General features: G+C 57.6%; 26 protein-coding genes and 1 tRNA gene. 25 read left to right on the plus strand and 2 right to left on the minus strand.

Annotated features, from left to right (window positions below; genetic code table 11):
- Window positions 1–7: 7 nt before the first annotated feature.
- A complete protein-coding gene (gene mazG / locus RDU76_03640) occupies window positions 8–874 on the minus strand; it encodes a nucleoside triphosphate pyrophosphohydrolase (GenBank protein MDQ7798023.1) in 867 nt (288 codons plus the stop codon).
- A 9-nt stretch (window positions 875–883) separates the two neighbouring features.
- Window positions 884–2,026, minus strand: coding sequence for an alanine racemase (gene alr / locus RDU76_03645; protein ID MDQ7798024.1), 1,143 nt, complete (start codon window positions 2,024–2,026; stop codon window positions 884–886).
- 134 nt (window positions 2,027–2,160) lie between these two features.
- Between alr and RDU76_03650 the strand changes: the two genes are divergently transcribed.
- The 25 genes from RDU76_03650 (at window position 2,161) to RDU76_03770 (ending at window position 22,957) form a co-directional block, all read left to right on the plus strand.
- On the plus strand, window positions 2,161–2,445 hold the full coding sequence (locus RDU76_03650) for a DUF1844 domain-containing protein (GenBank protein ID MDQ7798025.1): 285 nt from the start codon (window positions 2,161–2,163) through the stop codon (window positions 2,443–2,445).
- Between the two features lie 24 nt (window positions 2,446–2,469).
- The gene (locus RDU76_03655) at window positions 2,470–3,606 is read left to right on the plus strand and encodes a LysM peptidoglycan-binding domain-containing protein (protein MDQ7798026.1); all 1,137 of its coding nucleotides are present in this window, start codon (window positions 2,470–2,472) and stop codon (window positions 3,604–3,606) included.
- 34 nt (window positions 3,607–3,640) lie between these two features.
- Entirely contained in the window at window positions 3,641–3,829 is a 189-nt protein-coding gene (locus RDU76_03660; GenBank protein MDQ7798027.1) for a hypothetical protein, read from the plus strand.
- Window positions 3,830–3,858: 29 nt separating this feature from the next.
- Window positions 3,859–4,338 carry a cyclic nucleotide-binding domain-containing protein gene (locus tag RDU76_03665; protein MDQ7798028.1) on the plus strand — a complete coding sequence of 160 codons (480 nt, stop codon included), beginning with the start codon at window positions 3,859–3,861 and terminating at the stop codon, window positions 4,336–4,338.
- A gap of 85 nt (window positions 4,339–4,423) precedes the next feature.
- On the plus strand, window positions 4,424–4,867 hold the full coding sequence (locus RDU76_03670; GenBank protein ID MDQ7798029.1) for a hypothetical protein: 444 nt from the start codon (window positions 4,424–4,426) through the stop codon (window positions 4,865–4,867).
- Window positions 4,857–7,301 carry a M6 family metalloprotease domain-containing protein gene (locus RDU76_03675; GenBank protein MDQ7798030.1) on the plus strand — a complete coding sequence of 815 codons (2,445 nt, stop codon included), beginning with the start codon at window positions 4,857–4,859 and terminating at the stop codon, window positions 7,299–7,301. Before RDU76_03670 ends, RDU76_03675 begins: the two co-directional genes overlap by 11 nt.
- Before the next feature lie 7 nt (window positions 7,302–7,308).
- On the plus strand, window positions 7,309–7,929 hold the full coding sequence (locus RDU76_03680) for a hypothetical protein (GenBank protein ID MDQ7798031.1): 621 nt from the start codon (window positions 7,309–7,311) through the stop codon (window positions 7,927–7,929).
- Between the two features lie 79 nt (window positions 7,930–8,008).
- Window positions 8,009–8,674: a molybdopterin-dependent oxidoreductase gene (locus tag RDU76_03685; protein ID MDQ7798032.1), complete on the plus strand. Its 666-nt coding sequence runs from the start codon at window positions 8,009–8,011 to the stop codon at window positions 8,672–8,674.
- A 13-nt stretch (window positions 8,675–8,687) separates the two neighbouring features.
- Window positions 8,688–9,221, plus strand: coding sequence for a ferritin family protein (locus RDU76_03690; GenBank protein MDQ7798033.1), 534 nt, complete (start codon window positions 8,688–8,690; stop codon window positions 9,219–9,221).
- Window positions 9,222–9,239: 18 nt separating this feature from the next.
- Entirely contained in the window at window positions 9,240–9,713 is a 474-nt protein-coding gene (locus RDU76_03695) for a hypothetical protein (GenBank protein ID MDQ7798034.1), read from the plus strand.
- Between the two features lie 2 nt (window positions 9,714–9,715).
- Complete coding sequence (locus tag RDU76_03700; protein MDQ7798035.1) at window positions 9,716–11,206, plus strand: type IV pilus twitching motility protein PilT; 1,491 nt, start codon at window positions 9,716–9,718, stop codon at window positions 11,204–11,206.
- 114 nt (window positions 11,207–11,320) lie between these two features.
- A complete protein-coding gene (locus tag RDU76_03705; GenBank protein ID MDQ7798036.1) occupies window positions 11,321–12,112 on the plus strand; it encodes a biotin--[acetyl-CoA-carboxylase] ligase in 792 nt (263 codons plus the stop codon).
- A complete protein-coding gene (locus tag RDU76_03710) occupies window positions 12,109–12,876 on the plus strand; it encodes a type III pantothenate kinase (GenBank protein MDQ7798037.1) in 768 nt (255 codons plus the stop codon). The genes RDU76_03705 and RDU76_03710 overlap by 4 nt, the downstream gene beginning before the upstream one ends.
- Before the next feature lie 50 nt (window positions 12,877–12,926).
- Window positions 12,927–14,456, plus strand: a complete 1,530-nt coding sequence (locus tag RDU76_03715) for an Rne/Rng family ribonuclease (protein ID MDQ7798038.1) — start codon at window positions 12,927–12,929, stop codon at window positions 14,454–14,456.
- A 62-nt stretch (window positions 14,457–14,518) separates the two neighbouring features.
- Window positions 14,519–14,603, plus strand: a tRNA-Leu gene (locus RDU76_03720).
- Window positions 14,604–14,668: 65 nt separating this feature from the next.
- Window positions 14,669–15,631 carry a tetratricopeptide repeat protein gene (locus RDU76_03725; GenBank protein ID MDQ7798039.1) on the plus strand — a complete coding sequence of 321 codons (963 nt, stop codon included), beginning with the start codon at window positions 14,669–14,671 and terminating at the stop codon, window positions 15,629–15,631.
- Window positions 15,628–16,284 carry a DnaJ domain-containing protein gene (locus RDU76_03730; protein MDQ7798040.1) on the plus strand — a complete coding sequence of 219 codons (657 nt, stop codon included), beginning with the start codon at window positions 15,628–15,630 and terminating at the stop codon, window positions 16,282–16,284. The genes RDU76_03725 and RDU76_03730 overlap by 4 nt, the downstream gene beginning before the upstream one ends.
- A gap of 53 nt (window positions 16,285–16,337) precedes the next feature.
- The gene (locus tag RDU76_03735) at window positions 16,338–16,706 is read left to right on the plus strand and encodes a hypothetical protein (GenBank protein ID MDQ7798041.1); all 369 of its coding nucleotides are present in this window, start codon (window positions 16,338–16,340) and stop codon (window positions 16,704–16,706) included.
- A 13-nt stretch (window positions 16,707–16,719) separates the two neighbouring features.
- The gene (locus RDU76_03740; GenBank protein MDQ7798042.1) at window positions 16,720–17,073 is read left to right on the plus strand and encodes a V-type ATPase subunit subunit G family protein; all 354 of its coding nucleotides are present in this window, start codon (window positions 16,720–16,722) and stop codon (window positions 17,071–17,073) included.
- Entirely contained in the window at window positions 17,074–18,984 is a 1,911-nt protein-coding gene (locus RDU76_03745) for a V-type ATPase 116kDa subunit family protein (protein MDQ7798043.1), read from the plus strand.
- 135 nt (window positions 18,985–19,119) lie between these two features.
- Window positions 19,120–19,335 carry an ATPase gene (locus tag RDU76_03750; GenBank protein ID MDQ7798044.1) on the plus strand — a complete coding sequence of 72 codons (216 nt, stop codon included), beginning with the start codon at window positions 19,120–19,122 and terminating at the stop codon, window positions 19,333–19,335.
- Window positions 19,336–19,468: 133 nt separating this feature from the next.
- Window positions 19,469–20,041, plus strand: a complete 573-nt coding sequence (locus RDU76_03755; GenBank protein ID MDQ7798045.1) for a V-type ATP synthase subunit E — start codon at window positions 19,469–19,471, stop codon at window positions 20,039–20,041.
- Window positions 20,042–20,044: 3 nt separating this feature from the next.
- On the plus strand, window positions 20,045–21,082 hold the full coding sequence (locus tag RDU76_03760; protein ID MDQ7798046.1) for a V-type ATPase subunit: 1,038 nt from the start codon (window positions 20,045–20,047) through the stop codon (window positions 21,080–21,082).
- Window positions 21,083–21,129: 47 nt separating this feature from the next.
- Window positions 21,130–22,302 (plus strand): fibronectin type III domain-containing protein, encoded by a 1,173-nt coding sequence (locus RDU76_03765; protein MDQ7798047.1) that lies wholly within the window; start codon window positions 21,130–21,132, stop codon window positions 22,300–22,302.
- Between the two features lie 22 nt (window positions 22,303–22,324).
- Window positions 22,325–22,957, plus strand: coding sequence for a hypothetical protein (locus tag RDU76_03770; protein ID MDQ7798048.1), 633 nt, complete (start codon window positions 22,325–22,327; stop codon window positions 22,955–22,957).
- Window positions 22,958–22,959: the final 2 nt, after the last annotated feature.

Here is a 22,959-nt window from a genome sequence, read left to right on the forward strand (position 1 = left end):
AAATGAATTATTTTAGCCGGTTATTTTTTCTCGATCTTTTGCCAAGGTTTCTTTTCTTGGACTGCTGCCAGAGGGCCTCCATCTCGTCCAGCGATACATCCTTGAAGGACTTCCTGGATTTTTTCAGGGACCTTTCGATGTGCTGGAAACGGGAGGTGAACTTGTCTATGGTCCCCCGCAAAGCCCCTTCGGGATCCACATTGAGAAAGCGGGAGAGATTCACCAGGGTGAAAAGAATATCCCCCAATTCATCGGTGATCTCCTTCTTACGCCCCCCGGCATAGGCCCGGGAGAATTCCTCCAGCTCCTCCTCCAGCTTGGCGAAGGCCCCGTCAATATGCTCCCAGTCGAAGCCCAGCCGGGCGGCCTTGTCCTGTATCCTATGGGCCTTGAGCAGGGCCGGCAGATGCTTGGGCACCCCGTCCAGGGCCGAGGGGCGGTCCTGCTTCTTTTCCCGGTACTTTATCTCCTCCCAGTTGAGCAGGACCTCGGCGGCGTCCTTAACCTTGGTCTTGGCGAATATATGGGGATGGCGGCGGGTCATCTTCTCCATCTGCCCGGCGATCACCTCTTGGATGCCGAACAACCCGGCCTCCCGGGCTATCTGGGCATGGAAGATCACCTGACCCAGCAGATCGCCCAGTTCCTCCCGCATCTTTTTGGGATCCTCCTCCTCGATGGCCTCCACCACCTCATAGGCCTCCTCGATGATGTAAGGCTTCAGGGTGCGGTGGTCCTGGGCCCGGTCCCAGGGACAGCCGCCCGGCGCCCGCAGGCGGGCGAACAGGGAGATCAGGTCATCGAAGTTCTTTTTAGTGTGTGGTTTACTGTTGATCGGTTTACGGTTAGTGTTGGTTTTATTTTTGATTTGCATTTGATACCTTTACCTGTTAACTATTATCCTGGGCAGCAGGGGGTTGATCCTGGTGACCACTTCGTAATTGATGGTGCCGATCCACTGGGCCAGCTGTTCGGCTGATATATGCTCCTGGCCCTGCCTTCCCAGCAGCACCACTTCATCCTCCAGCTTGACCCCCGGGATGTCGGTGATGTCGGCCAGGCAGAGGTTCATGCACACCCGCCCCCTGATGGGGGCCCGTTTTCCCTTGATCAGCACATGGGCGGTGTTGGAGAGCCTGCTGTCGTACCCGTCGTAATAACCGACCGGCAGGACCGCCAGCCCGGTCTTTCGGGTGGTGCGGTAGGTGCAGCCGTAGCTGATGAACGAGCCGGAGGGGACGGTCTTGATCTGGGCCACCCGGGTCTTCCAGGACAGCACCGGCGCAAGGCCAAACCGGGGATCGAGGTCCCGGACGGCCAGCATGGTCTCCCGGGAGGGCCACAGCCCGTAGAGGCCGATGCCGATCCGGGCCAGATTCTTATGGGTGTCGGGGAATATCAGAGCGGCTGCGGTGCAGGCCACATGATTCACCGGAGCGGCGTGTCCCAGCTTTTCCAGCCGGGCGATCATCCTCTGGTAATTCTCCTTTTGGAAATCGGGATAGCTCCGGTCGGTGGTGTCCTCTATGTTGGCGAAGTGGGTGGAATAGCCCTCCAATAAAAGGTGAGGGTATTTTTTTATCAACCTGGCCAACTTTACGGCCTCATCCAAGCCGACTCCCTGGCGGTGGGTGCCGGTCTCCAGCTTTATGTGGAGGGGGATCTTTTTCTTGCTTTTTATTTTTGCCAGAGCCAGGACGGTCTCCTTGTTATATACCGTCAGACGGACATCGTTCCTGGCCGCTTCGGTCAGGCGGCTTGAGGGCACATAGCCCAGCAGCAACAACGGTTTTATGATACCCCGTTCTCTCAAGGCCACCGCCTCATCCAAAGAATTCAGCCCCAGCCAGTCCACCAGCTTCGATCCGGCCAGTATTGACGCCACTTCCGGCAGGCCATGCCCGTAGGCGTTGGATTTTATCACCGGCATGAATTTGGCCTGCGGTCCCAGCAGCTTTCGGAAAGCCCGGATATTTCCCAGCAATGCCGGCCAGTCGATCTCCACCCAATTGATATTTTTATTCATATAACCTTATCCTGTCGGCAAGTTTATGTTATTCTACTACTAATCGCACACGGGTTGCAAGTTTTTTTAAAAAAAATATTGCTTTTTGGGTAAAAATATGGTAAAAGTATAAGATAGCATAGAGGTAAAGCATTATGGCTGATGAAATTAAACAACCGCTGCCGCCGGCCAGCATAGAATCCCTTTTCTACATGCTGGCCACATCGGCGATGGTAAATTTGGGGCAGGTGCCAGACCCCACAAACCAGAAGACCACAGTCAACCTGGAGCTGGCCAAACACAATATCGACACCCTGGGGGCACTGCAGAAAAAGACCGCCGGAAACCTTACATCGGATGAATCCAGGCTGCTGGACGAGCTGCTGTACGATCTGCGCATGAAGTTCGTCCGGGCGACCTCCCAGAACGAGAAAAAATAAACTTATTTGGAAAAGGAGCGGAGCATGTTTAAGAACAGGTCAATGTTGGCGTTGCTGGTTATAGCCGGGTTTCTTTTCAGCGCCGGGATCATTTCCGCCCAGCAGGGCAACCTGGTCCATAAAGTGGTGGAGGGGGAAACCCTGTGGGAGCTGGCCGGGAGGTATTTTCAGAATTCCTTCTCCTGGCCCCTGATCTGGGAGGCCAACAAGGAGATCGTCGCCGATCCCCACTGGATCTATCCCGGCCAGGACCTGGTGATCCCTCCCCAGACCCTTTCGGGCCAGGTGACCGCGCCCGACACTGCAGCCGCCCAACCAGAGATGCCGGCCGAGGCAGCGCCACAGGAGGAGGCTCCGGCCGAGGAGATGGCCTATGAGCCGGAGCCGGCCAAGGAGGCCCCGGCGGTCGCGGTAAGAAAAACCCAGGCCATGGGCTATGTTAAAAGACCGACCCCGGTGGTGTCGGAGCTGATGGCTTTCGAGGCCGGCTTCATCAGCGATGAGATGGACAAGCCCACCGGCCATATCATCGGCAGCGACCGCAAGGATATCGAAGCCATGATGGTCAACGATCCGGTGTATATCAACCTGGGATCGCGCGACGGAGCCAAGCCGGGCGACAAGCACGCCCTGTACCGGGTGGGGCAGAAGGTGAAGCACCCCCAGAACGGAAAGAGCCTGGGCAGGGTCATCAATATAGTGGGCGTTCTGGAGGTGACGGATGTCGAGGAGAAAACCTCCCGGGCCAAACTGGTAAAGACCTATGACGGCATTTCCCGCAAGGAGGCCTTCCGGCCTTATGTCCAGATAATAGTTCCCAAGGATGTGTCCCCGTTGCCGGTGCAAAAATCCAACCAGGGATGCATCGTGGCTTTCAAGCAGACCAACGCCACCGCCACCGAGTACAAGGTGGTATATATCGACCAGGGGCTGGCCAACGGGATCATGCCGGGCGACGTTTTCGAGATATACCGCTCCGGAACCAAGGCCAGCGATCCCGACCGGGGCGGTAAAAACATCCTTCCCGAACTTATAATCGGACAGCTGCAGGTGTTATCGGCCCGGAACAACACCTCGGCCGCGGTGATCACCAATTCCAAGGTGGAGGATATTGTGGCGGGGGAGAAGATCCGGCTCATCAAACAGGTCCCCACCAGGTGACCATTGTTGAACTGACATAGGATAGTTCAAGAAAATGGGACAGAAAAAAATGATCGGAGAAATAATGGTTTCCCTGGGCCATGTCTCGCTGGAGCAGATCAACCAGGCCAGACGGAGCCAGATGGATAATTCCGCCAAGCGATTGGGGGAGTGTCTGGTCGATCTGGGGTATATCACCAACGATGATGTCAACCGGGCTCTGGATATTCAGAGGATGGAATGATTTGCCCAGACGGGCGGGAAGGCAGCAAAATGGGAGCATCCAATAAAAACCCCGATCTGCTCAAGAAAGTATACCTGTTCAACGATCTGACCCAGCCGGAGCTGGAGAAGATCCTGACCCTGGCCTATGAGAAAACCTACGAAAAGGAGACCGCCGTCTTCCAGGAGGGCGAGATAGGAGACGCCCTCTACATCGTCGACCAGGGGCAGGTCCGGATATCCACCATGGTCCCGGGGGTTGGGGAAGAGGCGCTGAAGATCCTGCGGCCGGGGGATTATTTCGGAGAGATGGCCCTGATCGACGATTTTCCCCGCTCGGCGGCGGCCATCGCCCACGAGGGCGAGGTAAGGCTGCTGGCCATCTACAAGCGGGATTTCAAAAAACTGATGGCCGAGGAAAAGGAGATGGCCTACAAGCTGATGGCGGTATTCATAAAAACCCTCTCCACCCGCCTGCGGGACACCAACGACAAGCTGAAAAATATCTTCGCCATAGCCAAGTCTTTTTAACCGATTTTGACGGAACGAGGTTGGAACATCCAACCTCGTTCCGTCTGTTTTCGGAAGAACGTTCAATTTCATTGATCGGGGGAAAATGATGTCAAAAATCACCAGCCTGGCGGCCATCTGGTTGGCGTTATCGGTCGCTTCCTGCTGTCACCAGAAAACTGTTGTTCCGGCGGGAACATCTCTCAAGGTTGAAATTGAAGTGATTGCCAAAGATCCCGCAAAATTTTCGGATCGGCTGCTGGAAACCGAAGGGGTCCTGAAAAATGCCGGCGGCAATTATTTCACCGACCTGAGGCTGGTCCTGACCGGAAATAAAGGGGGGGAGATCGCGGTGGCCGCCTGGGCCCCCCTGGAGGTGCCTCCGCCCCGGCCGGGTCCCAACCGGGCCCGCCGGCCCAAAGTGATGTCCGATTTTCTGGACAGGAGGATGCGGCTGACCGGGCGGCTGGAGGACCAGAGCGGAAAATTGATCCTCCGGGTGGAGAAGGCCGAGGAGATCATCGGCCGGGAGGGGACCGATGAGAACTGAGATCTTATACGGCCTGATCCTGGGGGCCCTGCTGGCAGTCACGGCCGGGGCCATGCCCCCCCGTCCCGGGGTGAGCGAGCCGGCCTCGCTGGCGGCCCTGCGGCTCAAGGGGCTGGATAGTCCGCGGGACGGCCTGATCCAGCAGCTGTGGACCAAGGATGCCGCGGCCAAGATCAGCGGCAGTCGCAGTTATCCGGTGGTGATGGGATATTTCCCTGGGCTGGTCAATATTCACAGCTCCGGCGATTTCCAGTCGATGCTATTCAGTTCGGCAGCCGGAGTGAAATCGGTCAACAATTATTACCGTGACATGTCCTACGGAGTCGTGAGCTGTTCCGGCAGCGTGGCCGATTGGGCAAGCAGTAGCAATTTCGTCAGCTATTACGGCAACGGGACCAATGGGCTGACCGATGGGACCACCAGGAATACCTATGAATTCATCCTGCGGACCCTGGACAGGGCCGATTCCGTTTTCGATTTTTCCTCGCCGGATTACGACCTGAATCACGACGGTTATGTGGATGTGCTATGGGTGGTTCATGCAGGAAAAGGGGGCGAGGAGGGGGGCAGCGATCCTATCTGGTCGCACAGTTTTCAGCTAACGGGCTGGACTGGTGGAACCTATTATGTTACCAACGATATCAGCACCTATACCGGCAATCCGGTCAGGCTCGACAAATATATCATCATGCCGGAGCGGACCAATTATGCCGACGGAAACGGATCAACTACCGAGATGATCGGCGCTGGTGTATTTGCTCACGAATTCGGTCATGCCCTGGGATTGCCGGACCTTTATGATACCGGCGGCTTCAGCATCTCCGGCAGCGGACTGGGGCTTTTTTCCCTGATGGCGGCCGGCTCCTGGGGCGGCGATTACAATAGCGGGGCCACTCCGGTCAGCCTTGATGTTTGGTGCAAGAGATTTTTGGGCTGGCTGGCTCCGGTGATGATCAAAACCAACGGCACAGTTACCGTCAACAACACTTTGGCCACGGCCAGCAACAGCTCCTACCATCTGGCCCAAATGGGCAGCGAGGGGACCATGCAGTTCTGGCTAGTGGAGAATCGCTGGAAGACTGCCGCCGGGCCGTTCAGCGGAGTGGCCTGGGACGCCAATCTGCTATCCCAGGGCCTGGCGATCTATCATATCGACAGTTTATATACCAGTGGCACATATTTTTCTAGCAATCAGGTTAATAGAAACTCCACCAATGGCACCTCACAGAACCGCCCCTACGGGGTGGCCCTGGAGGAGACCGATATCGGAGCCCTGGGCTACAGCTCCGAACTGTGGATCGGGGCCAATTACGGCGAGGCGGTGGACCTCTGGAGTTCGGCCACCCAGGCCGATTTCGACAGCCTGGGAACCGGCTATCCGGTATCGTATCTGAACAACAACAGCACCCGTTCGGGGATCGCCGTGATGGGCATCTCTGCCGCCTCGGCCGCCATGGGCTGCAACATGTACGTCATCCCAGGTGGCGGGTCCGATTTCAACATCGGGATAATGCAGAATCCGGCCTTCACCCAGTACCTGAATCTGGCGGCGGTCTCCGGCAATCTCATGCCATCAACTCCGGCCCTGGATACCGCCTTGATGACGGTCTCGGCCCAGGTGGAGACCCTAGGCTTTGCCAAGATATCCGATTGGACATATAAATGCGAATACCAGCTCAAAACAGAAGGCCAGCACCATCTGCATCTGGCCGCAGTGGATTCCGGAGGAACCTGGCGCAGCGGCGACCGGTTTTTTGAGGTGGTGGCGGCCAAAACTGCGGGCAATACAGTCAGCCCCAGATCCGCCCCCATTACGCTGAACCTCCCGGCCGGGGCCCTGGCCCGGGACCTGTATCTGGCAATATTCGAACCCCAGGCAGGCAGCCCTCCCGGCACTTTGATAATGAACCCGGTTCAGATCGGGCCGGCCGGGATGTTTCTGCTGAAACCGGCGATCCTGGAATTATCCTATGATCACGCCTCCCTTGGCGAAAGGGACGAATTGCGTCTGGGCCTCCATCAATTGAAAGACGGCGCCTGGGAATACCTGCCGGGGCAGATCGATAAAAAAGGCCATAAGGTCATTGGGTCCATAAATAGCCTGGGGATCTATGCTCTGTCCTGGGATGCCGGCAATCCGGCCCTGGCGGAGTTCAAGGATGCGGCAAACCCTGCCGTCTGGCCCAACCCCTTCCGCTCAACGGTCAGGGTCAGATACCAGATCAAGCACCAGGGGACCATCAGTATCTCGATATACAATATCTTGGGGCAGCAAGTAAACCAGGTCTTCCGGGGATACCGGCCGGCCGGGGATCATGATTTCAGTTGGGATGGCCGGGACGGCAACGGACGCCAGGCGGCCCCGGGCATATATTATTACAGGGTGAGTGGCGCTTCCCCCGATCAAACCGGCCGGATGGTATTGGTGAAATAAGGAGATGATGATGAAGAAGATCCTGATATATTCATTGGCGGCGCTGACGGCAGCGATTCTGGGGTGCAGCAAGGAGACCACCGCACCGGAGCCCGAGTTGACAGCCGCCCAGCTGCTATCCCAGGGCTGGACATATTTCAACGCCGGCAGTTTCTCCGCCGCTCTGAGCAGTTTCCAGCAGGCCAAGTCCAAGGACGCCTCTTTGGTTGATGCCTATAACGGCACCGGCTGGTGCCAGGGCATTTTGGGTTATAAGAACGAAGCCCTGACCAGCTTCAACAGCGGCCTGTCCAGGCAGGCGTCCAACAACGAGATGAGGGCCGGGCTGGCCTTCGTATACGCCTCATTTGACAGCTGCCAGGCGGCCGTCCAGAACGACAGCCTGGTGCTGGCCTCGGACAGCTTGTGGAAATTTTCCCACAGGTATTTATTGTCGGCCGATCAGATAATGGATTACCAAGAACTGAACCTGCTGCTGGCCGAATGTTACTATAAACTGGGCAGCTTTGGCGCCTCGCTGGATGCGGTGAAAAAACTGGATCCCCTGTTCACCGTGGCCGATGTCAACACTTCGGAGGGGCAGTCCGAACTGCTGATGAAGATCGAGAGCCTGGGATCAACCATCTGACGGGCTGAACCTATTTCCCAGGGTTTTCAATTGACTACTGCGGCCAATTATTGTATCATAGGTTCTGACGGAGGGCCCCATGGGTATCATAAAGTCCTCGGCCATTCTTCTGGGGGTTGTGTTGCTGACAGTCTCCGGTTGCTCTTCATCGGCCGATGACAGCAATCGAACGGCTTTGCAGAAGGCCCGGGACCTGGGGCGGGTGGGGATAAAAAAATACCAGGGCCAGCGGCTGACCGATTTCGAGAAGCTGCGGGACAACTCCATTCAGGGGCCGCAGGAGGTGGATACCGTCAAATACCGCCTGATAATCGACGGCCTGGTGTCGGCCAAACAGGAATTGAGTTATCACCAGGTGCTGGGGATGGAACGGTATCAAAAACTGATTACCCTGCACTGTGTCGAGGGATGGAGCGCCCAGGGGCTTTTCGAGGGGGTGCTGGTGGAGGATATTTTAAAACTGGCAGTTGTCCGGCCGGGGGCCAACATCCTGATCTTCCATGCCGCCGACGGATACAGCTCTTCCCTGCCGCTGAGGACCGTGCTGGACAAAAAGCTCCTGCTGGCCCACAAGATAAACAACCAAACCCTAACCGCCCGGTCGGGCTTTCCCTTTCAGCTGATAGCCGAGGACAAGCTGGGATACAAGTGGGTTAAGTGGCTGAAACGGATCCAGGTCTCCAGCGATTCCACCTATCGCGGTTTCTGGGAGAGCCGGGGCTACGACAACCAGGCGGATTATTGAAAAGGAAAAGGATATGAAAATCAAAAAAAAATCCATGCCCAAAGCCCTGCAGGCCGCACTGAAGCTGGAGCGAAAGGGGACCGCCTTCTACCTGAAGATGTCGGAGAAGACCGGCAACATCCTGGCCAAGAGGCTGTTCGACCAGCTGGCCATGCAGGAGGTGGAGCACATCGGCCGGATAAACGAGATCTACTCGGCCATCACCCAGGGGCAGGCCTGGCCCGAGCCCAAGGGAAAGAAGATCGGCTACCTGGAGGCCGAGATGAAGAAGGTCTTCGCCCGGATCAATCACAGCAAACCCCGGGAGAAACCGGACAATGTCTCGGGCCTGAAAGTGGCCATGGACATGGAATGGTACAGCTATAAGATGTACCAGAAATTCTTCTCCGCCGCGTTGGACGGCCCGGAGAAGGAATTTTTCAAGCGGCTGCTGGAGGAGGAGACCAAGCACTACGAGGCGCTGTCCAATGTCTATGCCTACCTGACCAGCAGCGGGGACTGGCTGGAGCGTTCCGAGAGCAATACTTGGAACTGGATGAACTCGTAAAATCCTTAAGGGGAAGATATGATGCAACACCTAGTAGTGGAGAAAAAACAGGTCACGGTCACCATGCGATGCCGGGATCAGCAGGTGATCAAAGGGGATCTTTTTTTAAGCCTGATGGCCAAGAACCATGTCGGCCAGGAGACGGTGCTGGACTTCATGAATGAGCCGGAGGAATTCTTCGTGCTCAAGGTGGCCACCGCCCCCTCCATCAACATCATCAACAAGGCCAGGATCATGGAGGTGTCGGTGGCCCTGGAGGTGGAGGCCGCCGACCTGGAGCGGGAGGCCATGGGAATCAAGGAGGAGCCGATGACGGCGGTGTTCAACGATAATTTCAAGCTGAGCGGGAAGGCTTACATCGATCTGCCGCCGGAGAAATCCCGGACCATAGATTTTTTAAACCAGAGCGAGAGATTCTTTTTGCTGGTCACCGATCATACCGCCCATATAGTCAACCGCCGACACATCAGTTATGTAATACCAGGGAGATAAGAATGGCAAAGATAGACGTATTTTTCAAGGCGATGAACGATCACCGGGCCACCGAATTTTACCTGGCCAGCGAATCGGAGCCGCAGTTCAAAACAGCATCCGGCATCCAGGCCGTCTCCAAGCAGAAGTTTTCAAACCAGGAGGTGATGGGATTGCTGTCGGAGATCATGTCCCCGGTCGAGCGGGAAAAGCTGATGGACCAGCCGACGGTGGAATTCACCTACAAGAGCCCGGGGCTGGGCGAATACCGGGGAACGGTAAGCATGCAGGGCCACAGCATAAAGGCGGTGTTCCTGCCGGCCGGTGCCGCCGCCCCGCACCAAGAAGCCCCGGCAGCCGCCCAGGCCGCCGGCGCGCCGGCATCTACTCCGGCGACCCCGGCCGGCGGAACGTACAAACCGGCCGAGATAGACAAATTCCTGCATCTGCTGGTGGAACGCAAGGGCTCGGACCTGCACCTGTCGGCCGGCGAGAAACCCTGCGTCCGCATTGACGGAGAGATCAGAAAACTGCAGGAATACCCGGCATTGTCCCCAGCCGACACCCGGCGGATCCTGTTGGAAATAGCCGGGGCCAGATATCGCCAGCAGTATGAGGAGCACAACGACACCGATTTCGCCTACGAGATCCCAGGGCTGGCCAGGTTCCGGGTGAATTATTTCTCCGACCGCCGGGGGATGGGAGGGGTGCTGCGGGTGATCCCGACCAAGACCGTGACAGTGGATGATCTGAATCTCTCCCATGCCATCCAGAATCTGTGCTACCTCTCCAAGGGTTTGGTGCTGGTGACCGGGCCCACCGGGTCCGGCAAGTCCACCACCCTATGCGCCCTGGTGGACCTGATCAACCGCACCCGGAGCGACCATATAATCACCCTGGAGGACCCCATCGAGTTCGTCCATGAGAACAAGAAGTGCCTGGTCAACCAGCGGGAGATCGGCAGCCACACCGACTCCTTCAAGAACGCCCTGCGGGCGGCCCTGCGGGAGGACCCGGACATCGTGTTGGTGGGCGAGATGCGCGATCTGGAGACCATCTCCATAGCCATCGAGACCGCCGAGACCGGGCATCTGGTGTTCGGCACCCTGCACACCTCCACCGCCGCCAGCACCGTGGACCGGGTGATAGAACAATTCCCGCCCGATCGCCAGGAGCAGATCCGGGTTATGCTGTCCGAATCCCTGAAGGGGGTGGTAGCCCAGACCCTGTGCAAGAAGATCGGGGGTGGCCGGGTGGCCGCCATGGAGGTGCTGCTAGGGATCCCGGCGGTATCCAACCTGATCCGGGAGGGCAAGACCTACCAGCTGCCGTCCATCATCCAGACCAACCGCAAGATGGGGATGGTGATGTTGAACGAGTCCCTTATGGATTTCGTCAAGAAGAAGCAGGTGGAGCCCAAGGACGCCTACATAAAATCCATGGACAAACTGGATCTTTTGAATCAGCTGAAACGCGACGGGTTTGATACTTCGTTCATTGACGAAGTGAAGTAGAAGCCTGGCCGGACGAACACGCTGACCCTCTCCAAATTAATCTGGAGAGGGTTTTTTATTGATAAAATATCCGATTTGATGTATCATTAATTACATTCTGAACATTGATAAGATATGAAAAACCTCGATATAAGCTACATCCAAAAGAACCTAAAGACCAGCGAATTCGGCCGGAAGCTTTTCTATTTCGAACGGCTGGATTCCACCAGCAACCACCTGGCGGAGCTATCAAAGGGTTTCGCCGGGCAGGGCACCGTGGTGATCGCCGAACAGCAGACCGCCGGGCGGGGCCGGCAGGGCAACAGCTGGTACTCGCCGCCGGGGCCGGGGCTGTATCTCTCTCTGCTGCTGAAGCCCAAACTGCCGTCCATCAAGCTTTCCGGCCTGACCCTGGCCCTGGGATGTTCGGCGGCGGAAGCGATAGAAGAGGTCGTCAAAAATCCGATAGCGGTCAAATGGCCCAACGACCTGTATTGCAACAGCCGCAAGGTGGGGGGGATACTGACCGAGATGCAGTCCCACGGCGGACTGATAGATAACGCCGTCGTCGGGATCGGCCTGAACGTCAACAACCAGTCGGTCCCGCCGGAACTGAAGGGTATTGCCTCCTCGCTGCTGCTGGAGGCCGGAATGACCTGCTCCCGCGAGGAGCTGCTGATAGGCTTTTTAACCCGACTGGAGGACGATTACCGGACCTTTGCCAAACAGGGCTTGGCTGCTTTTGCCGACAGGCTGTCCGGAAGGTTCTTCCTCAAGGGCAAACGGGCCTGGGTCCAGGACGGCCTGAGCACCCAGATGAAGGGAGTGGTGATCGGATTCGACAGCGACGGCGGCCTGCTGCTGGCCGATGACCGGGGCCGGACGGTAAAATGCAGTTCCGGGACCGTTATGGAGATGGAGCCATGAACCTGTGCCTGGACATAGGCAACAGCAAGATCCGGGCGGTGGTCTTCGGAACCGGCCGGCCGGCGGCCGATGGGACATTGCATTACGGACCGGATACCAGCGCATCAAAGCTGGGCGCCTTTATCCGCAAACTTGCCGGCCAGCATACCATAGACCGGGCCGGCCTGATCTCGGTATCTCCGGCCCTTACGGCCCGGGTTCGCAAAGCCTTCACCGGACTGCCGGATATCCGGCTTAAGGTGATCACCTGTTCGGACCTTAAAACGATGGATATCCGCTACCGCAATCCAGGGAAGCTGGGGATCGACCGGCTGATCAACGCCTATGCGGCATACCGGCTATACGGAGGGCCGGCCCTGGTGGTGGACATCGGGACCGCCATCACCTGGGACGCGGTCACAGCCAAGGGAGAATATTTGGGCGGGGCCATCGCCCCCGGCCCCGGCATCATGGCCCGGGCCCTGACCGAGCATACTGCGGCCCTGCCGTTGGTCAAGTTGAAACAGAAACCGCGGCCGGCGGGGCGGGATACCGAGGAATGCATTCAGTCAGGCCTTTACTGGGGGACCGTGGGGATGATCAAAGAACTGGTCGGCCGGATATCCCGGGATGCCAAACCCAATCCCCGGGTGATTTTCACCGGCGGGCTGGGTTCCTGTTTTGCTCCGGAGTTCAGGGGATGCCGGGCTGATGAACTGCTGACCCTGAAGGGGATCGACCTGCTTCTGAAGGAAATAAAAAACCAAAAAACTCGGCTGCTTTAGAACATCATCAGATCCGGCCGAGATAAAACAATAAGAAATGGAAGAAAAACATGGCAACAGATATCATCATCAACACCACCACCCACGAAACCAGGATCGCCCTTTTGGAAGAGGGGCGGCTGGTGGAGTTGTGGCTGGAGCGCAGCGCCGAACAGCGGATGGTGGGGGACATCTACAAGGGCCGGGTGGAGAAGGTCCTGCCGGGCCTGCAGGCGGCCTTCGTGGACATCGGCTTCGGCAAGAGCGGGTTCCTGGCCTTTTCCGACACCGCCTTCGATCCCGGCGACCTGGAGCAGGATGACCGGTCCCAGGCCAAACCCGCCCGGCGGATCGAGGACGCCCTGAAAAGCGGCCAGGAGGTGATGGTCCAGGTTTCCAAGGAGCCCATCGGCAGCAAGGGCCCCCGGCTTACCTCCCATGTCTCCTTTGCCGGGCGTTTCTGCGTTCTGGTCCCCAACGAGGAAAGGGTGGGCGTCTCCCGCCGGGTGGAGGACCGGGCCGAGCGACGCCGGCTCAAGGAGGAATTTTTAAAACACCTGCCCCAGGGCTACGGCCTGGTGATCCGCACCGCCGCCGAGGGCGAAGATGAGAAGGGCTTCGGTCGGGACCTGAAGATCCTGCTGAAGACCTGGCAGCAGGTCAAGCGGGATTACCGCAAGGCCAAGATATCATCCCGGGTTTATTCCGAGCCGCCCATGGTGATCAGCTTCCTGCGGGAGCTGGCGGCCATGGAGATCGGCAGCCTGGTGGTGGACGACAAGCGGACCCACGACCAGATAGCCGAATACGTCAAAAACCTGGACCCGGCCCTGAGGAAGCGCCTGCTGTTGTACCGGGAGGACATCCCGCTGTTCGAGGCCTATGATATCGAGGCCCAGATCGAAAAAGCCCTGCAGCAGAAAGTGTGGCTGAAAAGCGGCGGACGGATCGTGATCGAGCAGACCGAGGCCCTGGTGACGGTGGACGTCAATTCCGGGCGGTACACCGGCAAGCGGGACGCCGAGGGCACCATCACCCGGGTCAACGTCGAAGCGGCCCGGGAGATAGCCCGTCAGCTGAGGCTGCGGGACATCGGGGGCATCATCGTGATAGATTTCATCGACATGGACCGGGAGGCCAACCGCCGCAAGGTGCTGGCCGAACTGAAGGAGGCCCTCAAGGATGACCGCTCCAAGCCCAAGGTCTACGAGATCTCACCGCTGGGCTTGGTGGAGATGAGCCGAAAACGGGTCCGGCCCAGCCTGTGGCAGGCCTTCTCGCACAGCTGTCCCACCTGCCAGGGCACCGGGCGGGTGCTGTCGCCCGAGACCATGGCCGCCAGGCTGGAGCGCTGGTTCCTGCAGGCCGACCGGAACATCAGGAACCGCCGGCTGGAGGTGTCGGCCCATCCCCTGTTCATAGATTATCTGGAGCGACAGGGGCGGAAGCTGGCCGACGATGTTAAAAAGCGGTATAAGGTCGACCTCCGGCTGAAGCGGGACAACCTGGACAATGTCTCCCAATTCAAGATAACCGATTTGGCCGGCGGCCGGGACATCACCCGGGAATTTTCTGTTGACAGATGGGTGGATTTAGATTAAAATAACAGCTTGCCGACCGGAAGCGGAACTATAATCGGTATATTGCCTTAGTCAGCAAAACAGCCGGGATGGTGGAACTGGTAGACACGTACGTTTGAGGTGCGTATGGCGCAAGCTGTGGGGGTTCGACTCCCCCTCCCGGCACCAGATGATCAATCTTCTCATTATCCTTCCATAACCCCACCGTTCAAAAATAAACAAACAGGTGCCATATGGCTTTTGTCAGGGAGATTTTAGATCAGCATTGCCTGAACCAGTTCCTCAAACTGGCTCTGAAATCATTCAACGAAGGCAATTATCATCAGACCATCGAATCGCTGGAGATGATCCGGCAGCACGACCAGACGGTGGGCCATAAATGCAGCGACGTGGTCACCTTCTATCTCATCGAGGCCAGGGTGGCCATGGCCAAGCTCTACTGGAAGCAGGGCAATGCCATTGCGGCCATCGAGGAATATCAGGAGGCCATAAAGCTGGCCCCCAAATACGCCGATCTTCACCTGTCCCTGGGCCGCATCTATGCCGGACGGCATGAATACCCGCTGGCCGAAAATTCCTTTAAAAAAGCCCTGGAGATCAATCCCAATTATATCGAGGCCATCCTTTCCCAGGCTTATCTGGCCGCAGAGCAGGGCCGACACGAAAAAGCCGTGGAGCTTTTCATCGGGTTATCAGCCAAGACCCACTTTTACAAGCAGGAGCTGTTCGACAAAGCCCTGGCCGAGGTCAACCAGGGAAACCTGGCCAAGGCAGTCAAGGATTTCAACCTGGCCTTCAAAACATCGCCCGACCGGGCCGAGACCCTGTGCGCGCTGGGCCAGGATGCATTGCGGGACAATAGCTGCCAGGAGGCGGTCAAGTATTTCCTGCAGGCCAAAAAATTAAAACCGGGCTATGCCGATATCTACAACCTGCTGGGGGTGTGTTACACCCATACCGGGGAATGGAGCAAAGCCGCCAGGTTGCTAAAACAGGCGGTAAAGCTGGCCCCGCATTTCACCCGGGCCTGGCTGAACCTGTGCATAGTCAGCGAGAAGCTGGAAAGGAATGCCCAGGCAGTGACTGCCTGCAAAAAGGCCGCCAAGCTGGAGCCGAAGAACATTCTGGCGGCCGAAACCCTGGAAAGGCTCTGTCAAAAAACCACCGCCAAAAAACCAGGAAGAATTAAAAAATGACCCAACTGAAGGATTATTATTCCATATTGGGGGTGGACCGGCTGGTCAGCGAGACCGAGATAAAACAAGCCTACCGGAAGCTGGCCATGCAATATCATCCCGACAAGAATCCCGCAGAATCAAAGGAGGGGCTGGCCAATTCCGCCTTCCAGGACATCAACGAGGCCTACCATACATTGATAGACAAGGCCCGGCGGGCCCAGTACAATAAAATGCTGGCCGAAAAGGCCGCCGGGGTCCAGGCCCACTCGGTCCAGGACAACCAAGCGGACATGGCCTACCGCCACGGGGTGGAGGCCTACAAGGCCAACGAATTCAAACGGGCGGTGGAGTATTTCCGGGCGGCCGCCAAGCTCAACCCCAAGAAGGCCATCTATTACGACCGGCTGGGGATAGCCGTGATCAAGGCCGGCGGACCGCTGGAGGAAGCCAAGATGTACTGCGACAAGGCAATTCAGATGGAGATATACAACGCCGAGCATTACCTGAGCCTGGGCATAATCTACCAGCTGGCCGGAATGGCCGAGAAGGCCAAGGAGCAGTACAAGGAGGCCCTCAAGTGGGACCCCAATAACAGCCAGGCCAGACAGCGATACGCCATTGTGGAGAAGGAGACCAAAAAGGGGATCTTCGGCAACTTGTTCAAAAAATAGGCCCGTCTCTGATCCGGTTCAGTTAAAAAAAACTTAGGGAGGGAGAGCAGACCATGACCCAGGGATACGAACAAAGAGTGAAGGAACTGGTGGATAATATCCCGGGAGCCCTATGCGCCAGCCTTACCGGGACCGACGGCATCGGGATAACATTCCATCAATCCGGGCTGGACCTGGATCCCACCCTGGCCGACGCCGAGTTCGCCACCATGCTGTCCGCCTCCCGGCGGGCGGCCGAGAACCTTTCGCTGGGGAGCATCTCCGAACAGACCATCGCCACCGAAAAGCTGACCGTCCTGATCAAGATGGTGGGGACGGATTTCTACCTGAGCGTGGTCATGCAGCAGGGGGCCGGAAACCTGGGAATGGCCCGGCTGCTCCTGAGAAGGGCCTCCGAAGAACTCAAAAACATTTTATATTGAACGGGAGCAGATTGTGTCATCGGAAAAGCATAACGACCAACAGGATCAGGCACAACAGATAATCAGCAGCCTGGCACAGAGGGAGCAGGAACTTCAGCAGAAGACCGAAGAAGCCAAAGCCGAGGCCGATCGAATAATCGAAAAAGCCAAAGCCGAGGCTTCCGCCATTTTAAACAACGCCCGCTCCCGCATGGATGAAAATAACCTGAGCGGCAAAAAAGAGACGGCCCAAAAAGCGCTGCAGCTCATAGAACAGAAAAAGAAACAGGCCGCCGCCCAGGCCGGCCGGCTGGAGCAGCAGGCTGCGGCCAAACAGGACCAGGCCGTGGAGCTGATCATCAAACAGGTTTTCCCGGAGAACGGATAGATGATCGTCGCCATGAGCCGGGTGCTGATAGTGGGCCCGAAGATAATAAGCTCAGAAGTGATAAGGTCGTTGCACAAAATGGGCCGACTGCATATTGCCCAGGCCAAGCCCCAGGGCCTGATCCGCCATGGCGAGCTTGACGCCGAGGAGGCCCAATTGAAGCATACCATGGAACGGCTGCAGCAGGAACTGGACGGTCTGCTGACATTGATGGGATTCCACGGGCGCCCGGTCAAAACCGCCCTGCCGTCCGATTGGGAAAAGCTGCTGGCCGACCTGATTGTGCAGCGGGCCGAGATCAACCAGCTGGTAAAACAGAAGCTGGATCTGGGCGACGAACTGGCGCTGGTCGAAAATTACCGGGCGGCCTTTGAGGCCCTGTCCCCGCTGATGTCAAAACTGGAATCCAGCCGGAGGATAAAGGCCTTCGGCTTTATAGCCAGGGTATCGGAGATCTCTGCGGTAGAGGCCCTGCACAAGGAGCTGAAAAAGCTGACCGAGGGACGGATCGAATTCTACAGCCGCCAATTGGACGACAGCAAAATGGCGGTGCTGGTGGCTTTCCATGTGAACGATGCCGAAAAAGTGCGGGGCTTGTTCGCCAAGGCCGGGGTCAACGAACTGAAACTTCCCTCGGCGATGGCCTCGCTGGGCATGGCCGAGGCGGTCAGTCAGCTGAAGGAGAAAAGCCGCCAACTGCCGGGGCTGATCGCACAAACCAATAACAAGATAAAAGACATCTCGGGCCAGGAGGGGCCGTTATTCGAGTCCTATCGCCGGATGGTCCGGGACGAACTGGGCCGGCTGCAGGCCAAGGAGGAGCTGCCTGAGGGCCGTCTGGCTTTTTACCTTCAGGGATATCTGCCGGCCGAGGATCTGCCCACTTTGAAAGAACTGCTTCATGATAATTTCGCCGATAAGGTAAGCATAAAGGAACTGGCCATCGGGCCACATGACGGCGGCAAAACCCCGGTGATCCTGAAGAACAACCCGCTGGTAAAACCGTTCGAGATGTTGCTTTCCATATTTACCCCGCCTCAGTACGGCTCGATAGACCCCACCCCGTTCATCGCCATTTTCTTTCCCATCTATTTCGGCTTCATCATCGGCGACGTGGGATACGGGGCCATAATGGGCCTGCTCAGCCTGTTCTTCTTCTTCAAATTTAAGGAAAAAGAAATCTTCCGGTCCCTGTCCACCATCTTTATCCTCTGTTCATTTTGGACCATCGTTTTTGGAGTGATCTTCGGCGAACTGTTCGGCGAGGTGGGGGAGCATCTGCATATCATCCAGCCGATCACGGAAAATTTCAACCGCATGAAAAAAGGATCCGTTTTCCTTCTGCTGGGGATATCCCTGGCTTTCGGCGTGATACAGGTATTCACCGGTTTTATTATCGCCCTGGTAAACGGTATCCGCCAAAAGGACCGGCATCATATTCTGGAGCCGATAGCCTTCATGACCGGGCTTTTGAGCATCTTCGGCATCATAGCCTGTTTCATTGGTATCTTGCCCAAAGTCCTGCTGCTGCCGGGCATCATCCTATTTGCCGCCAGCACCGGGATGATGGCCTATCTGGTGGGGGTGGCCGGTCCCATTGAGATCTTCGGGGCGGTGGGCAACATCCTTTCCTATGCCCGTCTTTTTGCCATCGGTCTTTCCGCCGTCTACCTGGCGTTTGCCGCCAATAAACTGGGAAGCCTGATAGGGGTCTCGGGAAAATTGTGGGCGGTGATACTGGGCTCGGTCCTGGCGGCGCTGGTGTTTCATCCTTTGTTCTTCGCCATCGGGCTGATCAGCCCGATCGTCCAGCCGGCCCGTCTTCAATTCGTGGAATTCTTCACCAAATTCAAATATTTCGATAATCCCGGAAAACCATACAAACCATTTAAAACAATAGGAGGTGACTAAATGAAAAAAGTTCTGGCTATCGTTCTGCTGCTGGCTGTGATCCTGCCCTGGGCAACCATCGCCCTGGCTTCCGATGCCGCTGCTCCGGCGGCCGATGCAACCGCCACACAGCAGGCCCCGGCGGCCAAGGATAACATGCTTACCCTCTACAAGGCCCTGGGCGCCGCTCTGGCCATCGGGTTTGCCGCTTTCGCCACGGCCTTGGCCCAGAGCCGTATCGGCGCCGCCGCATCCGGCGCTCTGGCCGAGAAGCCCGAAGTGGGCGGAACCCTGATCGTCCTGGAGGCTTTGCCCGAGACCATCATCATCCTCGGTTTCGTTATCGCCCTTTTGATAATCGTGATGTTATAGTTGCATCCTTCCTTCCCTGCTCGGCAGGGAAGGAAGGATATTTGATTCACTGGGCATTCCGATGGAGACCCCTGCTCCGCAGTGCGGTTTTGAATGTAAAAAATGATCCAACAATCAACTATATGCCGTAAAAATGAATTCTGAACTGATAAAAGTCATCGAACGGGAGGCCGAAGCCGAGCGCCAGAGGATCTTGGAGACTTCGCAAAAAAGCGCCGGCGAGATAATCCAACAGGCCCGGGCCCAGGCCGCGGAGCTGGAGCGGAGGTCTTTGGCCGACAACCAGGCCCTGGAAAAGACCGAAATGGCCAAGGCCGACAGCGCCGCCAATCTTCAGGCCATGGCCATCCTGCTGGAGGTTAAAAGCCGGATCATTGACGGGGTGTTCCAATCGGCCTACCAGAAGATCAAAAAAACCCCGCCGGAGAGATACCGCCAGGCCTTGAAGAGTATGCTGCGGGAAGCGGCGGAGGATCTGCCCGGCGAAACGGTGGTGTTGACCAGCCCGGGCGATCTGAAGGTGGTCCAGGAGCTGGTGAAGGCCGCCAAGCTGAAGGCCGAGGTGAGGCCGGACCCCCAGGTGAGCGAGGGGATCATCATGAGCGATAAAAGCGGCAGCCATTCGGTTCTCAACCGGTTCTCCGACCGGCTGGAAAGGGCCCGACCCTCCCTGGTGGCCCGTATCTCTGAAACATTGTGGGGATAGCAGATGCCCAGCGATTACGGATATATCAACGCCAGGCTTAAAGGGCAGCACAGCAGACTATTGAAACCGGGGGCCTACGAGGAGCTGCTGGGCCTGCCCGATTTTAACGCTTTTGCCAAGTGGCTGGCCACCAGCCCCTATTCCAAGGAGTGGCAGGAGGCCCAAACCCGGTTTGCCGGGCTGGCGGCGGCCGAGGAGGCCCTGGCTGCCAACTTCAATTCCTCGACCCGGCTGATGCGGAAGATCTCCGATGGCGGCCCCAATAAACTGATAGGCATCATCCTCCGGAGATGGGACCTGGAAAATGTCAAGGCTGTTGTCCGGGGCATTCATAACCACTGGGACAGCGATGAAATTTTTCGGGCGGTGCTGCCGGCCGGGAACCTGGATAAGGTGAAATTGAAAGAGCTCTGCCGGAAGGCCGACCTTCGGGAGCTGGCCGACACCCTGGCCACCTGGGGCGAGGAGCTGGCCGGGCCCCTCACCCTGGCCCTGCCGGAATACCAGAGGGAGCATCAACTGGCCGGCCTGGAGCTGGCCCTGGACCAGTTCTTCTACCGCCAGGCTTTGAAGGGCCTGGCCGGCCTGGATTACAACAAAAGCCTGGTCCGTGAACTGCTGCGCCGGGAGATCGACCTGTTGAATGCCAAGGGGCTGCGGCGGCTGATGGCCCGGGAGGGGATCGGTCTGCCGGAGGCGGTCAGGAATTATCTGCCGGGCGGCAAGCTGCTGACCCGGGAAAAATACGCCGCCCTGCTGGATCCCAAGGAATCCAAAAAGGCCCTGCGCTCCATCCGGGGAACTTACCTGCACCGGCTGTTGCTGGCCGACGATAGCCGGGGGGGGCGGGAGGAGAAGCTGGACAGGGAGGAATGGCGCCAAAAGGCCCTGGCCTACCGGGGGGATCCGCTGGGGATCGATGTGGCGGTGGGCTTTTTGTGGCAGAAGTATTTCGAAGTGGCCAATTTGAAACTTATCGCCCGGGGAAAGCAGTACGGGATCCCAGCCGAGGATATCAGACATCAGCTGTTGACGGCCTAGATATCCCCGGACCAGATATAAAACGGAAACACAAAGATAGGTGTCCTATGAAAAAGTTATTCATGGTTCTGACGCTGGCCTGTCTGCTGTCCCCGGCCCGGGCCCTGGAGCCGCCGGTGGATGTCAAGGCGGTGGATACTCCCAACGACGAGGGGAGTTCCATCACCGTAAGCTGGGGAAGGTCGCCCCAGGATCAGGGGGATGCCACCGTCTTCAAGGGCTACCAGATCCTGCGGGCGGAGAATGACAAAGGACCCTTTGTTGAGGCCGGCTTCGTCATCTGCGGCAAGAACGATTTCCGCGACAATGTCGAGAGCCATAAAAGTTATTATTACCAGGTCCGGGCGGTCGCCTTCCCGGATTCTTCGAATGCGGTCCTGACCGGCCCGGCCGCCGCCACCGCCCAGTGGTTCGACAGCAGCCGGACCAACGTGCTGATACTGACCATCATCCTCTGTTTCCTGATCATCTGGTATATCGAGCGGGCCAAGAAGGGCGAGGAACTGTTCATCCGCAAGATCCAGGGGCTGGATGCCATCGACGAGGCGGTGGGCCGTTCCACCGAGCTGGGCAAACCCATCATGTTCTCCTTCGGCCTGGGCGAGATCAAGGACATCGTGACGGTGGCCGCCCTGGCCATCCTGCGCCAGGTGGCGGTGCGCTGCGCCCAGCACGGCACCGAACTGCTGGTCCCCAACTGGGACCCGCTGGTGATGGCCGCCGCCCAGGAGACCGTGCAGCAGGCCTATTCCGAGCCGGGCCGGCCCGACCTATACAAGGAGGGCAACGTCAGCTTTCTGACCTCCGACCAGTTCGGCTACGCCGCCGGGGTGGACGGGATGATGCTCCGGCAGAAACCGGGGGCGGTGTTCTTCATGGGCTATTTCTACGCCGAGGCCCTGCTGATGTCAGAGACCGGCCATTCCATCGGGGCCATCCAGATAGCCGGCACCACCGCCATCACCCAGCTGCCGTTCTTCATCGCCTCCTGCGATTACACCCTGATCGGCGAGGAGATGCTGGCGGCCTCCTGCTACCTCAAAAGAGATCCCCAGCTGCTGGGCAGCCTCAAGGGGGAGGATTTCGTCAAGGCCTTTCTGATAATCGGCTTTGCCCTGATGGCCGTCTGGGGCACGGCGGGATATATTTTGAACAATGCGGGAAACCCCTGGATGATGAACGTCTTCCAGGCCGTCAAGAACTGGTTCATAACCGGTTAGATTCCGGCAGAGGAGATACAAAATGAAAAAAGAGATACCTTTGGCCATAACCTTCATCACCGGGCTGATAATCATCGTGACCTTCTTCATCCCCCACCAGCCGCTGGGGACCATGCAGCAGAGGCTGTTGTTGTGGTATTCCATAGTGCTGGGCTTCACCATGCTGCTGGGAATGGACAGCCTGCTGCGCAGCAACATCCAGAAGATAGTCCGCAAGGCCCCGGGCTGGCCCTTCGCCCTGGTGCTGATCATCGGTTTTTTGGGGACCCTGATCGCCGGCATCTACACCTGGGCCACCAGCGAATCCCTGCTGAGTCTGGGGTCATCCTTCATGTACGTCTACACCTATTTCATCATTCCCCTGCAGGCCACCATGTTCTCCCTGCTGGCCTTCTTCATCGCCTCGGCCGCCTACAGGGCCTTCCGGGCCCGTTCCCTGGAAGCCACCTTGCTTTTAATAACGGCGGCCATCGTGATGCTGGGCCGGGTGCCGGTGGGTGTCGAGATCTGGGACAAACTGCCGGTAATGCAGGACTGGATCATGGAGGTTCCCCAGATGGCGGCCAAGAGGGGCATCTTTATCGGCATTGCCTTGGGCACCGTGGCCATGTCGCTGCGGGTCATTTTGGGACTGGAAAGAACCTACCTTTCATAAAT

This window comes from Candidatus Edwardsbacteria bacterium, assembly GCA_031082425.1.
Lineage (GTDB): Bacteria > Edwardsbacteria > AC1 > AC1 > EtOH8 > UBA2226.